Below are 12,503 nucleotides of genomic sequence, written 5' to 3' on the forward strand. Positions count from 1 at the left end.
GTGGAGATCGGCCAGGATCGGAAGACGGTGTTCTACCCGCCGATGTCGGTTGATCCGTATCAGCATCCGATCGGTGGGAACAGCCCACCGACAGCAGCCTGAAGTGAAACAACTCGAGACGCGAGCACCGGGGCACAACCATGCCCCGGCGCTCGAGCCCGCGTTTGGGAGTCTGGGTGGTTGGCTGGGTGGCTGTGTGTCAGCTCAGCGACTTCTTGAACCCGATGTGGGAGGCGACAAATCCGAGTCGCTCGTAGAAGTCGTGGGCTTCCTTGCGAGTTTGATCCGAGGTGAGCTGCGCCAGGAACGCGCCGCGCCGGGCACCTTCTTCGCAGGCCCAACGGATCATCGAACTGCCGATGCCCTTGCTCCGGTAATCCTCGTGGACGCGAACAGCTTCGATCTGCAGTCGTGTCGCCCCCATTCGGCTCATACCCGGAATGAAGGTCAATTGCATGGTGCCGATTACCGCGTCGCCGACGAGAACGGTGACGAGCAGTTGCGCCGGATCCTCGTCGATTCGCTTGAATGCGTCCTCGTAGATCGTTCGGGCCTCGGGGTTGGTCGTCTCCCGGGTGCTCCCGATCGGGTCGTCGGCGAGCAAGTCGATCAGTGCTTCCACGTGTCGAATCTCGGCCCGCGTGAGGGTGTACTCCACTCCGCCGGACTGAAATGACGTCGCAATCATCGATGCTCTCCTGAAGAAGAATGAATGTCTGAAATGTCAGACTCTCACGAGTCTCCTCCAGTGCACTCGATCACGTCCAAAAACGCATGAGGGCGTTACCGAGCATGGCGTAGTAGTCGGACACACCGCTCAGTTCGAAGATCCAGTAGATCGCATCGAAGAAGACGACATTGATCTGCGGGACGAACAGGAGCGCAACCAGCAAGAGCAGTCCGTACGGCTTGAACTGGTCGAGCTGGTGTCGTGTGTTGGGCGCGAGGTAGGGCTCCAGCGCGTTGTAACCGTCCAGACCGGGGACTGGAAGTAAGTTCAAAACTGTTGCCATGACCTGCAAGAAGGCCAGGAAACTGAGGCCGGCCCAGAACGCCAGATGCTCGGCCGATGAGCCGTACGTACGTATGACGACGAGGAGAATTACCGCGGCGACGGCGTTCGTGAACGGACCGGCGAGCGATATTCGCGCCTGTACCTTGGGCGGGAACATCCCGGTGCGCAGGTACACGGCGCCGCCGGGAAGCCCGATGCCGCCCAAGGCGATGAACAGCACCGGCAGACCGATCGAGAGCATCGGATGGCTGTACTTGAGCGGGTTGAGCGTCAGATAACCACGAGCCTCGACGTCGGTGTCTCCGTGACGCCACGCCAGATACGCATGCGCGAACTCGTGCAAGCACAGCGTGACCACCCAGCCGGCGACCACGAGGACAAAAACACCTGCCCGGCCCGCGATGGAACCCCACGTCGAGTTCCAAGCGACGATTCCAGCGATGACGGTGACCGCAACTACGCCCAGGAAGACGGGGCTCGGCCGAACCGCCGACCGTGCTGCTCCGGTTCTCACCTGACCAACAACCAAGTCTTGTCGTGCCGGTAGAAGGTCGAACGCTTGAGATCGCGTGGGTTGGCCACCCCGTCGCGAACCAGACGCGCTGCCGGCGAGCCCAGCTGAATGGCTCGGCCTTCCAGCCAGCGTCGCCCGCTCCAGCGACTCTTGCGGTCGACCGATGCCTTGATCCCGGGGAGCTTGGGGCTCGGCACAATCCGGATACCGGGGACTGTGCCGGAGAACAGCTTGTTGTCGTCGACGTACGCCTCGCCGATCAATTCGGCGGCATCGGCCGGACCCGTGACAGTTGCCGCACCGACCAGCGCGATTCCGGCGTCGTCGCGAATGAGCGGCACGGTGTGGACTGTGCCCTTCAACGCCGTGCGCGCAGCCCGGGCACCGGTTGCGAGTTTGTACGCGTCGGTTGCGTCGGACCTGTTCTCGGTGACGTAGGCGAGTTCGACGTTGAGTCGCTCCAGTCGCATCAACCGTGTCAATGCCGCGGCAAACGCGCCGTCGTTACCCACGACGATCAAGCGAGGCTCCGTGACGACCTGCAGTTGGGACAGGGCCTCGTCGAAGTCCTGCTTCTCCGGAAGTTCAGGGACAGTGAACGACGTGAGTTCACCCAGGGGGAGTGGAACCGGCGAATCGCCACATTTGAGCACCACAGGGGTCAAAGCCACTCCTAGCTCGATCAAGACTTCTTCTCGGGTAGTGGGACCTCGCCACCCTTCCCCGAAATGGCCGTCCGAATCACTGCCGACGATCTTAGTGCGAGTCTCTGTGTCGACTCGCAATCGTGATGGTCACCGGCCAAATTCTGGACCGTGAGGTCTGGTCTGGTGCTCTGGGCTAGACTGCTCCTTCGGTCACTGCAACAGTTCGGCGCTGCATCATGTGCGCGGAAGCCAGGCAGTACCAATGCGGCGGGACAACTGCTGCACGTCGACCGTAGGAGACAACGTCATGCCGGCAATCGTCCTGATCGGCGCCCAGTGGGGCGACGAAGGTAAGGGCAAAGCTACAGATCTACTGGGCGAGCAGCTTCAGTGGGTCGTGCGATACCAGGGCGGTAACAACGCCGGACACACCGTGGTTCTGCCGAACGGTGACAAGTTCGCACTGCACCTCATCCCGTCCGGAATCCTCACCCCCGCCGTCAACAACGTCATCGGTAACGGTGTCGTCGTCGACCCGGGTGTGTTGCTGACCGAATTGGCAGGCTTGGAAGAGCGCGGTGTGGACACGTCCCGCCTGCTGCTTTCTGCTGATGCGCACTTGATCATGCCGTACCACGTGGCCATCGACAAGGTCACCGAACGCTTCCTGGGAGCGAAGAAGATCGGCACGACCGGCCGCGGTATCGGCCCGTGCTACCAGGACAAGATCGCCCGTGTCGGTGTCCGTGCTGCGGACGTCCTGGACGAGAAGATCCTGACCCAGAAGGTCGAAGCGGCACTCGAATTCAAGAACCAGGTGCTGGTCAAGATCTACAACCGCAAGGCACTCGACCCGCAGCAGGTCGTCGAAGAGGTACTGACGCAGGCCGAGGGTTTCAAGCACCGCATCTCGGACACGCGCCTGGAGCTCAACCTCGCCCTCGAGCGCGGCGAGACCGTCTTGCTCGAAGGTTCGCAGGGCACTCTGCTGGACGTCGACCACGGCACGTACCCGTACGTGACATCGTCCAACCCCACCTCGGGTGGTGCGGCGGTCGGTTCGGGCATCGGTCCCACCAAGATCACCACGGTGCTCGGAATCCTCAAGGCGTACACGACGCGTGTCGGTTCCGGTCCGTTCCCGACGGAGCTGTTCGACGATCACGGCGCATACCTGGCGAAGCAGGGCGGCGAGGTCGGTGTCACCACCGGACGTGCTCGTCGTACAGGATGGTTCGACGCTGTCATCGCGCGTTACGCGACGCGCGTCAACGGCATCACCGACTACTTCCTCACCAAGCTGGACGTGCTGAGCAGCCTCGACACCGTGCCGATCTGTGTCGCGTACGAGGTGGACGGTGTCCGCCACGACGAAATGCCGATGTCGCAGAGCGACATTCACCACGCCAAGCCCATCTACGAAGAGATGCCTGGCTGGTGGGAGGACATCTCGGAGGCTCGCACCTTCGAGGAACTGCCGCAGAATGCGCAGAACTACGTGCTTCGGCTCGAAGAGCTTTCGGGTGCGTTCATCTCCTGCATCGGTGTCGGTCCCGGCCGCGACGAGACGATCGTCCGGCGCGAGATCGTCCGCTAGTTCGTTCCCTCGAAATCCCCGCTCCTGCAAGCAGGAGCGGGGATTCGTGTTTCAAGCCAGCTTCGACAAGTGTGCGGTGACGGTCTTCCAGTCGGGAAACTCGGTGCTGCCGAACTTGATCCACTCGCCCTCGAATCGATCTGCGCCGTTTGCTCCGCGGTCGTCGACGAGGTAATCGCCTCGATTGAGGTGCTTGTGGTGCGAGAGGATCAGACGTTTGTACGCGACGCTGCCCTCCTCCATGCCGAGGTGCTCTTGGACCCACAGAACCTTGTCGTGCCAGGCTGTGGCGTTCTTCCACGGCGCTGTCGAGAGGATGTAGGTGTCGAACTGCTGCGCCAGTTGGTGGTAGGCGTCGATAGCACCGTCGAGAGGATCCATGCGAGAGAAGATGTGCGGCGCTTCGTCGAGGTCGTTCTTGTACTTCTCCCGGACGCCGTCGGTCAGGCGATCGATGCCCGACTGGAAGTTGACCAAGGTGTTGTCGAGATCGATGTAGAGGATCTTTTTGGAAGCCGGCATGCAATCCCTCTCTGGAGACTTTCTGAGTGCGAAAAGAGTCCAGTTTTACGCAACTGGACTGAGATCAGTGAATTCTTCCCCTTGATCACAATCGCACGGAGGTCTGACAGAGTTGATCTCGCGGTCTGAAGTCTTGTCGTGGAAGATGCCGCCGAGGGGTGCTGCCAGGCGAAACTGCTCCAAACGTATGTAAGTACCTTCACCTTCGGCGGGCGCGAAGAAGTAGACGAGCGCCACGAAGAGTCCGATGCCGATCAGGGTTGCGAAGGTAGTCATGGACATATGATCAACTCGACTGGTATTGAGTTACATAGCCAAGTTGTCGATACTGGACTGCATGATGACTCGAGTTCTCGGTGCCCGTTCGCTTGCGCGCGATCTGGGGTCCTGGCAGGAAGAGTCCGGACGCAGGCCCGCGTACCGTGCGCTTGCCGACGGTATCCGCCTGCTCGTGCACGACGGTCGCGTTCCGCTGGGGGTCGCACTGCCGAGTGAGCGTGAACTTGCGGCGGTGCTCGAACTCAGTCGGACCACGATCACGTCGTCGTACTCGGTGCTGCGAGACGAGGGGTATCTGATCAGCCGGCAGGGTTCGCGAAGCACCGTGGCTTTGCCCGCCGGCGCGCGGCCGAACGGGTTGATGTTCCGCTCCCATCAACCGGGGCCGAGTGGGCCCGTCGTCGACCTCAGTTACGCGGCGATGGCAGCTCCCGCCGCTCAGGTCGAACTGGCGTATGCGTCTGCGCTGCAGGAACTTCCGAACTTCCTGTCCACGCACGGGATGGAACCGGTCGGGATCGCCGACTTGCGTGACGTGATCGCGCAGCGCTACACGGCGCGGGGTCTTCCCACCACCGCCGAACAGATCATGGTGACCTCGGGTGCGCAGCACGCGCTTCGATTGTTGCTGTCGGTGCTCACCTCACCCGGCGAGCGAGTGCTGGTCGATCATCCGACGTACCCCAATGCGCTGGAAGCGATTCGGCGAAACGGCGCTCGGCCCGTACCGGTTCCGGTCCGACCGGAGTTCGCGGCGGCCGGAGCCTGGGATCTCGACGGGATTCGAAGTGCAGCAAGGCAAACCGCTGCCAGAATGGCGTACCTGATTCCCGACTTTCACAACCCGACCGGCCTCTGCATGGACTCTTCCGGCCGCGCCGAGCTTGCGAAGATTGCGCACGAAACGCGAATGACTCTGGTCGTCGACGAGACGATGGTGGACCTGTGGCTCGACGCACCGCCGCCGGCGCCGGTCGCCTCACATGGGCGAGGCGCGGCGAAAACCGAAGTGGTGACGCTCGGTTCGACCGCGAAGTCGCTGTGGGGCGGGCTACGTGTCGGTTGGATTCGCGCCGATGCCGCGCTCATCACCCAGTTGGTGGGGGCGCGTGCCGCGGTCGACCTCGGTACTCCCGTCATGGATCAGTTGGCAGCCGCTTACTTGCTCGCCGACGACCGCTCGTTGCTCGAACAGCGTCGCGAAGTTCTGCGAGAACAGCGTGCGGTACTCCTCGGTGCAGTGGCAGAGCATCTGCCGGACTGGCGTCCCACCATCGGCTCCGGTGGAATGTCGGTGTGGATGCGAATGTCCGCGCCAGTCTCGACGGCGTTGGCGGCGGTGGCACCCAACTTCGGCGTACTCCTTGCCGCCGGCCCCCGTTTCGGCGTCGAAGGTGCGTTCGAACGATTCATCCGCGTGCCGTACGCACGTTCTCCCGAGGACCTCATTCGCGGCGTCGCGTCCATCGCCGCTGCGTACGACACCCTCGCGACGGATCGCGACACGGCAGACCAACGAATGGTCGTCGTCTGAGAACTGGGTACACACCCTGAAAGTGGTGTGAAACCAGGAGGTAGGGCATGACGGCGGTAGACGGTACAGGCGCAGCGGGAACAAGTGCGGCGGACGCGCTCGCAGAACGATTGTTCGCGGCCACGCTCGGGGCGTCGGAGCTGCAGGCTGTGTATCTGGGCGACCGGCTGGGCTGGTACCGCGCGCTGAGCGATCACGGCCCGCTCACGTCGACGGAGCTGGCGGATCGGACCGGGACCGTCGAAAGGTATGCGCGGGAGTGGCTCGAGCAGCAGGCCGTCGCCGGTTATGTGGACGTCAATTCGGATGCCGATCGCCGGTACAGCCTGCCGCAGGCCCACGCCGATGTTCTGGTTCACGACGAGAACCTGCTTTTCCTGGCGCCGTTGGCGAGGCTGTTCGTCGCGACGACGTCGTCGATGCCGCGTCTACTCGACGCTTATCGTCACGGCGGGGGAGTCACGTGGGAATCGATGGGCCCCGATGCTCGCGAGGGCCAGGCGCTGCTGAACCGGCCGATGTATCTCCAGCAGCTCTGTCAGCAGTTCCTGCCGGTAGTCACCGACCTGCACGCCATACTTGTCGGCGGCGGGCAGGTCGCTGATCTCGGGATGGGGGAGGGCTGGTCGTCGATCGCGCTCGCCCTCGGATACCCGAAGATCGAAGTGCACGGCTTCGACGTCGACGCGGCATCGGTGAACGCTGCCCGTCGTAACGCCCACGATCGTGGGGTGGTCGACCGAGTACATTTCTCGTTGGTCGACGTCGCCGGACAGGCTCCTGAGGCCGGGCGAGTCGATGCCGGGACCTACGATGCCGTCTTCGCTTTCGAGTGCCTTCACGACGTTCCGGATCCGGTGGGATTTCTGTCCACGGCTCGGGCGATTGCCCAGCCGGGCGCTCCGGTGATCGTCATGGACGAACGAACGGCAGATGTGTTCGATCCCGAGGCGGGTCCGATCGAGCAATTGCTGTACGGATTTTCGCTGACCTGCTGCTTACCGGACAGCCTGTCGCATCCGGGGAGCGTTGCCACCGGGACGGTGATGAGGCACTCGACACTCGAAAGCTATGCCAAGGCGGCCGGTTTCGAGCGGGTTGACGTGCTGCCGATCGAGCACGAGATGTTCAGGTTCTACAGGTTGGGCTGACGCCCCGTGCGTGGTTAGAGAGTCCTGAGGCTCCTTAACCGCGCACGGGGCCGAAGGCCCTAGGTCCAGACCGTGTCGATATCCGTCGCCTCACGCGCCGGCGCTGCGGGCGTCTTGGTGGGCGTGCGCGAGAAGCGCGGTGCGGGAGCATGCTGAGTGACGCCGTCGAGTTCGATGAGCGAACCGCGGGCCGCGATGTGTTCGTTGGACGGAGCCTCGGCGAAAGTCAGGACAGGGGAGACACAGGCGTCGGTGCCGAGGAAGATCTTGGCCCACTCGTCGCGAGTCTTGGACAAGAACTTTTCGGTGAAGAGCGTCTTCATGTCGTCCCACTTGGACGTGTCCATCTGGTGAGGGAGCGTCGCGGGATCGAGTTCGAGGCCCTCGAGCAACAATGCGTAGAACTGCGGTTCGATGGATCCGACGGCCATGTACTTGCCGTCGGAGGTCTCGTAGGTGTCGTAGAACGGAGCGCCGGTGTCGAGGAGGTTGACGCCGCGCTCGTCGGACCAGACGCCGCGACCGCGGAATGCCCACATCATGTGCGAGAGCGCGAGGGTTCCGTCGACCATCGCCGCGTCGACGACCTGGCCCTTACCGGACGTCGAGCGCTCGACGAGAGCCGACAGAATGCCGAAGATCAGGAACATGGAACCGCCGCCGAAATCGCCGACCATGTTGAGCGGCGGGACGGGGCGTTCACCCTTGCGTCCGATGGCGTTGAGGACACCGGTCAGTGAGATGTAGTTGATGTCGTGACCGGCGGCGTTGGCGAGCGGTCCTTCCTGTCCCCAGCCCGTCATACGGGCGTAAACGAGGCGCGGATTGCGCTCCGACACCACGTCGGGTCCGAGTCCCATGCGTTCCATGACGCCGGGGCGGAAGCCCTCGATGAGGACGTCGGCGCGGCCCAGGAGATCGAGAACCTTGGCGACGTCGGCCGGATCCTTCAGGTTGGCCTCGACGATGCGGCGGCCGCGCTTGATCTGGTCGGTTGCGTTCGAGTCCTGCGGAATCTGCCCTGCGCGCTGCACGATGACGATGTCGGCGCCCATGTCCGCCAAAAGCGTCGCGGCGTGCGGGCCCGGTCCCAATCCAGCGAATTCCACGATCCGAATGCCCGCGAGCGGGCCCTTCTTCTCCACAGCTTCTGCAGACACACGCACTCCCAATTCAGACGGTGACAACACTCCTGACTCGACGGTAACGTGTCGAATCGGTCAGGTGTGCTCCGGGGCACTGTGTCCGCCGAGGGAGGCGCCGATCACTAGACGGCGGCACCCTCGAACTGAGCGTTGTAGAGACGGAAGTACGCGCCCGCCGCTGCGATGAGTTCGTCGTGTGTGCCCTGCTCGACGATCTTGCCCGCCTCCATCACGACGATCAGATCGGCGTTACGGATGGTGGAGAGCCGGTGCGCGATGATGAAGCTGGTGCGCCCGACGCGCAACGCGGACATTGCTTGCTGCACAAGCTGTTCCGTACGTGTGTCGACCGAGCTGGTCGCCTCGTCGAGAATCAGCAGCGACGGCTCCGACAGGAATGCTCGGGCAATCGTGATGAGCTGCTTCTCGCCGGAGCTGATGTTCGATGCCTCCTCGTCCAGCACGGTGTCGTACCCGTCCGGGAGCGTGTGGATGAAGCGGTCGACGAAGGCAGCGCGTGCGGCTTCGTGGATCTCGTATTCACTGGCGTCGAGCCGGCCGTACGCGATGTTGTCGCGGATCGTTCCGCCGAAGAGCCAGGTGTCCTGCAGGACCATGCCGACGTGCTTGCGCAAGTCGGAGCGGCGCATCTGCGAGATGTCGACGTCGTCGAGAGTGATTCGGCCCGAGTCGACTTCGTAGAAGCGCATGAGCAGGTTGACCAAGGTGGTCTTGCCGGCACCGGTGGGTCCGACGATGGCGACCATCTGCCCGGGCCGAGCCGTCAGGTACACGTTCTCGATCAACGGCTTGTCCGGCTCGTAGCGGAACGAGACGTTCTCGAACTCGATGTGTCCGACGTTGCGATGGCGTCCGGCAGGCTCGGGCATTAGTGGCACGTCGATGTCGGGCGACTGCTCGGGTTCGTCGAGAAGCTCGAAGACCCGCTCGGCCGACGCTGCTCCGGACTGCAGGCTCGTCGACATGGACGCGATCTGCGTGAGTGGTTGGCTGAACTGGCGCGAATAGACGATGAACGCCTGAACGTCACCGAGTGACATGTTGCCGCTGGCGACCTTGAGTGCGCCGACCACAGCGAGCAGCACGTAGGTGATGTTTCCGACGAAGTTCATGACCGGCATGATCAGGCTGGAGAGGAACTGTGCGCCGAAGGACGCGTCGAGGAGTTTCTTGTTCTGCTCGGCGAATTCACGCTCGGCTTCGGCCTGATGCCCGTACACGCGTACCAGGTCGCGACCGCTGTAGTTCTCTTCGATCTGTGCGTTGATCTTGCCCGTCTCGGTCCACTGAGCCTTGTACAACACCTGTGCACGCTTGGCGACCCTGGCAACGAGGAGCACCGATACCGGCACCGCGATCAGTGCGATCAGGGCGAGCATCGGAGAGATGACGAACATCATCGTCAGGACGCCGAGGACGGTGAGCACCGACGTCAGGAGCGACGTCAACGTCGACGACAACGTCGACGAGATGTTGTCGATGTCGTTGGTGACGCGGCTGAGGATCTCGCCGCGCGGCGTCTTGTCGAAGTATGGAAGGGGGAGACGGTGAAGCTTCGCCTCGACCGATGCACGCAGGTTGTAGATGGTCTTCTGGACGATGATGTTGAGGAGGAATGCTTCCAACCAGGCAAGTAGCGACGAGAGCAAGTACACGACGATCGCGAGCATGACGACTTTGCCGATGGCGTCGAAGTTCAGACCTACACCGGGAACGACGTCGGTCGAGTTGGCGACGAGGTCGGCGAACGTCGAATTTCCTGATGCGCGGATCGCCTCTGCTGCCTGATCGCGGGTCAGTCCGGCGGGCAGGCTCTTGCCGATGAACCCGGCGAAGATGAGGTCTGTCGCGTGACCGAGGATCTTCGGCACCGCGACGGAGAGCGCGATGCTGGCGATCGTCGCAACGACGACACAGACGACCGCAAACTTGTGTGGCTGCAGAAGCGAGAGAAGCCGCTTCATCGTCGCCTTGAAGTGGCGAGGTTTGGTGTCCGTCGCGGTCAGCGCGGGCTTCGGCTCTTTGTCGGGGTTCTCGGGGTTACTCGACTTCGCATCCCCGTCCGCGGATTCAGGTTCGCTCGGGATCTTGGCGAACACCACCGTCGGGGCATCGTCGAAGTACTGGCTGTTGGGGCTGCCCCACGTCGGGTCCTGCGGGCTGGTCATGCGCTCATCTCCGCGGGAATCTGGGAAGCCACGATCTCTTGGTACGTCGGACAGTTGGCCAGAAGGAACTGATGGTCGCCGAGACCGACCGGAGCGCCGTCTTCGAGGACCATGATCTGGTCGGCATCGATGATGGACGCGACGCGCTGCGCGACGATGATGACCGTCGAATGAGTCGAGACCGTGCGGAGTTCGCGTCGGACTGCGGCGTCGGTGTGCATGTCGAGTGCGGAGAACGAATCGTCGAAGACGAAGATCCGGGGTCTGCGGACCACAGCTCTGGCGATGGCGAGACGTTGTTTCTGTCCGCCCGAGAGATTGCCGCCGCCCTGGGCGATCGGAGACTCGAGACCGTCGGAGAGTTCACGGACGAAGTCGTCTGCCTGGGCGATGGTGAGGGCTGCCCAGATGTCGTCGTCGGTGGCGGTCGGGTTTCCGTAGCGGATATTGCTCGCGATCGTGCCGGCGAACAGGTAGGCCTTCTGGGGCACGTATCCGAAGTTGGCGAAGAGTTCGTCCTGATCCCAGCCACGCACGTCCAAGCCGTCGACCAAGACGGCGCCGGCCGTGACGTCGAAGAGTCGGGGGATGAGTGAGACGAGGGTCGATTTGCCACTACCGGTACTGCCAACGATCGCGGTGACCGTTCCTGGCATGCATCGCATCGAGACATTCGACAGGACCGGCGTTTCAGCTCCCGGATACGTGAATCCGGCTCCACCGAACTCGACAACGCCGTAGGGGCTGGTCGGGCGAAGGGGCTGGGCCGGTGCGGGCACGGTCGGCTCGGTGTCGAGTACCTCGGTGATGCGGTCGGCACACACGGCCGCGCGGGGGATCACGACGGCCAACATGGTCGCCATGACCACGGACATCAGGATCTGCATGACGTAGGCGAGGAAGGCGCTGATCTGGCCGATCTGCATGTCTCCGGTATCGACCAGATGCGCGCCGAACCACAGCACCGCGACGCTCGACAGGTTGGCGATCAACATGACGGTGGGCAGCAGAACCGCCTGGTAGCGACCGATGAGGAGCGAGGTGTCGGTCAGTTCCTTGTTGGCTTTGTCGAAGCGGATCGTCTCGTCGGGTTCTCGAACGAAGGCGCGAATGACACGCATACCGGTGAGCTGTTCGCGCAGTGATCGATTGATGTTGTCGATCCGCGTCTGCATCGTCCGGAAATGCGGGATCAGCTTGGCCACCACGACCGAGACGGTGATGCCGAGCAGTGGTACCGAAATCGTCAGGAGCCAGGACATCTGCAGGTTCTCGCGCAGCGCCATGATGATGCCGCCGATACACATCAGTGGGGCGCTGACGAGCATCGAGGACGTCAGCATGACCAGGGCCTGGATCTGCAGGACGTCGTTGGTGTTCCGTGTGATCAGCGTCGGCGCACCGAAACTGTTGAATTCGCGATCAGAGAAGCTGCCGACGGCCTTGTAAAAGGCGCCTCGAACGTCGTGGCCGAAGCCCATCGACGATTTTGCCGCCAGATAGGTCGACGCGACCGACGCGATGATCGACGCAAGCGAGACCAGCAGCATGATCCCGCCGGTGGACATGATGAATCCGGTGTCGCCTCGGGCGACACCGTCGTCGATGATCCGAGCGTTGAGCGTGGGGAGGACTAACGACGCGATGGCCCCGAAGAGTTGAAGTGCGAGGACCCCGGCAAGCAACCAGCGGTACGGCGGCAGGTACGCCTTGAGGAGTTTTGCTAGCACGACGGTTCCCGGTGAGTTGCTTCGGTTGCCGCTCGTTCGCGATTGATCACAAGCACACGGTATGACAGATCGTGGTCGAGGTTGGCACCGACTCTGACGATTGCAACCATTTGTCCAAATCGAATGTGATGTCCAACACACTTGAATTCGATATTGGTTTCAGGTCACAGGGCCTGAACT

Annotated in this window: 11 protein-coding genes; 3 read left to right on the top strand and 8 right to left on the bottom strand. The window is 62.7% G+C overall.

Annotation, left to right across the window (positions count from 1 at the left end; all coding sequences use genetic code 11):
• Window positions 1-199: 199 nt before the first annotated feature.
• From AC1DVN_RS16700 to AC1DVN_RS16710, 3 genes are all read right to left on the bottom strand, one after another.
• Complete coding sequence (locus AC1DVN_RS16700; protein WP_020968817.1) at window positions 200-688, bottom strand: GNAT family N-acetyltransferase; 489 nt, start codon at window positions 686-688, stop codon at window positions 200-202.
• Between the two features lie 70 nt (window positions 689-758).
• Window positions 759-1,529 (bottom strand): site-2 protease family protein, encoded by a 771-nt coding sequence (locus tag AC1DVN_RS16705; protein ID WP_477994056.1) that lies wholly within the window; start codon window positions 1,527-1,529, stop codon window positions 759-761.
• On the bottom strand, window positions 1,526-2,200 hold the full coding sequence (locus AC1DVN_RS16710; RefSeq protein ID WP_019749469.1) for a hypothetical protein: 675 nt from the start codon (window positions 2,198-2,200) through the stop codon (window positions 1,526-1,528). Before AC1DVN_RS16710 ends, AC1DVN_RS16705 begins: the two co-directional genes overlap by 4 nt.
• Before the next feature lie 283 nt (window positions 2,201-2,483).
• Between AC1DVN_RS16710 and AC1DVN_RS16715 the strand changes: the two genes are divergently transcribed.
• On the top strand, window positions 2,484-3,773 hold the full coding sequence (locus AC1DVN_RS16715; protein WP_003944351.1) for an adenylosuccinate synthase: 1,290 nt from the start codon (window positions 2,484-2,486) through the stop codon (window positions 3,771-3,773).
• Window positions 3,774-3,824: 51 nt separating this feature from the next.
• Here AC1DVN_RS16715 and AC1DVN_RS16720 read toward each other — a convergent pair whose 3' ends face one another.
• Window positions 3,825-4,295 carry a 5' nucleotidase, NT5C type gene (locus AC1DVN_RS16720; protein WP_019749470.1) on the bottom strand — a complete coding sequence of 157 codons (471 nt, stop codon included), beginning with the start codon at window positions 4,293-4,295 and terminating at the stop codon, window positions 3,825-3,827.
• A 45-nt stretch (window positions 4,296-4,340) separates the two neighbouring features.
• Window positions 4,341-4,571 (bottom strand): hypothetical protein, encoded by a 231-nt coding sequence (locus AC1DVN_RS16725; protein ID WP_021343262.1) that lies wholly within the window; start codon window positions 4,569-4,571, stop codon window positions 4,341-4,343.
• Window positions 4,572-4,632: 61 nt separating this feature from the next.
• Between AC1DVN_RS16725 and yczR the strand changes: the two genes are divergently transcribed.
• Both yczR and AC1DVN_RS16735 read left to right on the top strand, forming a co-directional pair.
• Window positions 4,633-6,108 (top strand): MocR-like transcription factor YczR, encoded by a 1,476-nt coding sequence (yczR, locus tag AC1DVN_RS16730; RefSeq protein ID WP_477994057.1) that lies wholly within the window; start codon window positions 4,633-4,635, stop codon window positions 6,106-6,108.
• 47 nt (window positions 6,109-6,155) lie between these two features.
• Window positions 6,156-7,259, top strand: coding sequence for a class I SAM-dependent methyltransferase (locus AC1DVN_RS16735; RefSeq protein ID WP_477994058.1), 1,104 nt, complete (start codon window positions 6,156-6,158; stop codon window positions 7,257-7,259).
• Window positions 7,260-7,318: 59 nt separating this feature from the next.
• Here AC1DVN_RS16735 and AC1DVN_RS16740 read toward each other — a convergent pair whose 3' ends face one another.
• The 3 genes from AC1DVN_RS16740 to AC1DVN_RS16750 form a co-directional block, all read right to left on the bottom strand.
• Window positions 7,319-8,419: a CaiB/BaiF CoA transferase family protein gene (locus AC1DVN_RS16740; RefSeq protein ID WP_477845779.1), complete on the bottom strand. Its 1,101-nt coding sequence runs from the start codon at window positions 8,417-8,419 to the stop codon at window positions 7,319-7,321.
• A gap of 107 nt (window positions 8,420-8,526) precedes the next feature.
• On the bottom strand, window positions 8,527-10,593 hold the full coding sequence (locus AC1DVN_RS16745; RefSeq protein ID WP_019749474.1) for an ABC transporter ATP-binding protein: 2,067 nt from the start codon (window positions 10,591-10,593) through the stop codon (window positions 8,527-8,529).
• On the bottom strand, window positions 10,590-12,323 hold the full coding sequence (locus AC1DVN_RS16750) for an ABC transporter ATP-binding protein (protein WP_019749475.1): 1,734 nt from the start codon (window positions 12,321-12,323) through the stop codon (window positions 10,590-10,592). The genes AC1DVN_RS16745 and AC1DVN_RS16750 overlap by 4 nt, the downstream gene beginning before the upstream one ends.
• Window positions 12,324-12,503 lie beyond the last annotated feature (180 nt).

The organism is Rhodococcus sp. P4_E4, assembly GCF_056401575.1.

Excerpts from the sequence above, each read along its gene's own strand:
- AC1DVN_RS16700 (WP_020968817.1), bottom strand. The coding sequence starts at position 688 with ATGATTGCGACGTCATTTCAGTCCGGCGGAGTGGAGTACACCCTCACG.
- AC1DVN_RS16715 (WP_003944351.1), top strand. The coding sequence starts at position 2,484 with ATGCCGGCAATCGTCCTGATCGGCGCCCAGTGGGGCGACGAAGGTAAG.
- AC1DVN_RS16720 (WP_019749470.1), bottom strand. The coding sequence starts at position 4,295 with ATGCCGGCTTCCAAAAAGATCCTCTACATCGATCTCGACAACACCTTG.
- AC1DVN_RS16725 (WP_021343262.1), bottom strand. The coding sequence starts at position 4,571 with ATGACTACCTTCGCAACCCTGATCGGCATCGGACTCTTCGTGGCGCTC.
- yczR (WP_477994057.1), top strand. The coding sequence starts at position 4,633 with ATGATGACTCGAGTTCTCGGTGCCCGTTCGCTTGCGCGCGATCTGGGG.
- AC1DVN_RS16735 (WP_477994058.1), top strand. The coding sequence starts at position 6,156 with ATGACGGCGGTAGACGGTACAGGCGCAGCGGGAACAAGTGCGGCGGAC.
- AC1DVN_RS16745 (WP_019749474.1), bottom strand. The coding sequence starts at position 10,593 with ATGACCAGCCCGCAGGACCCGACGTGGGGCAGCCCCAACAGCCAGTAC.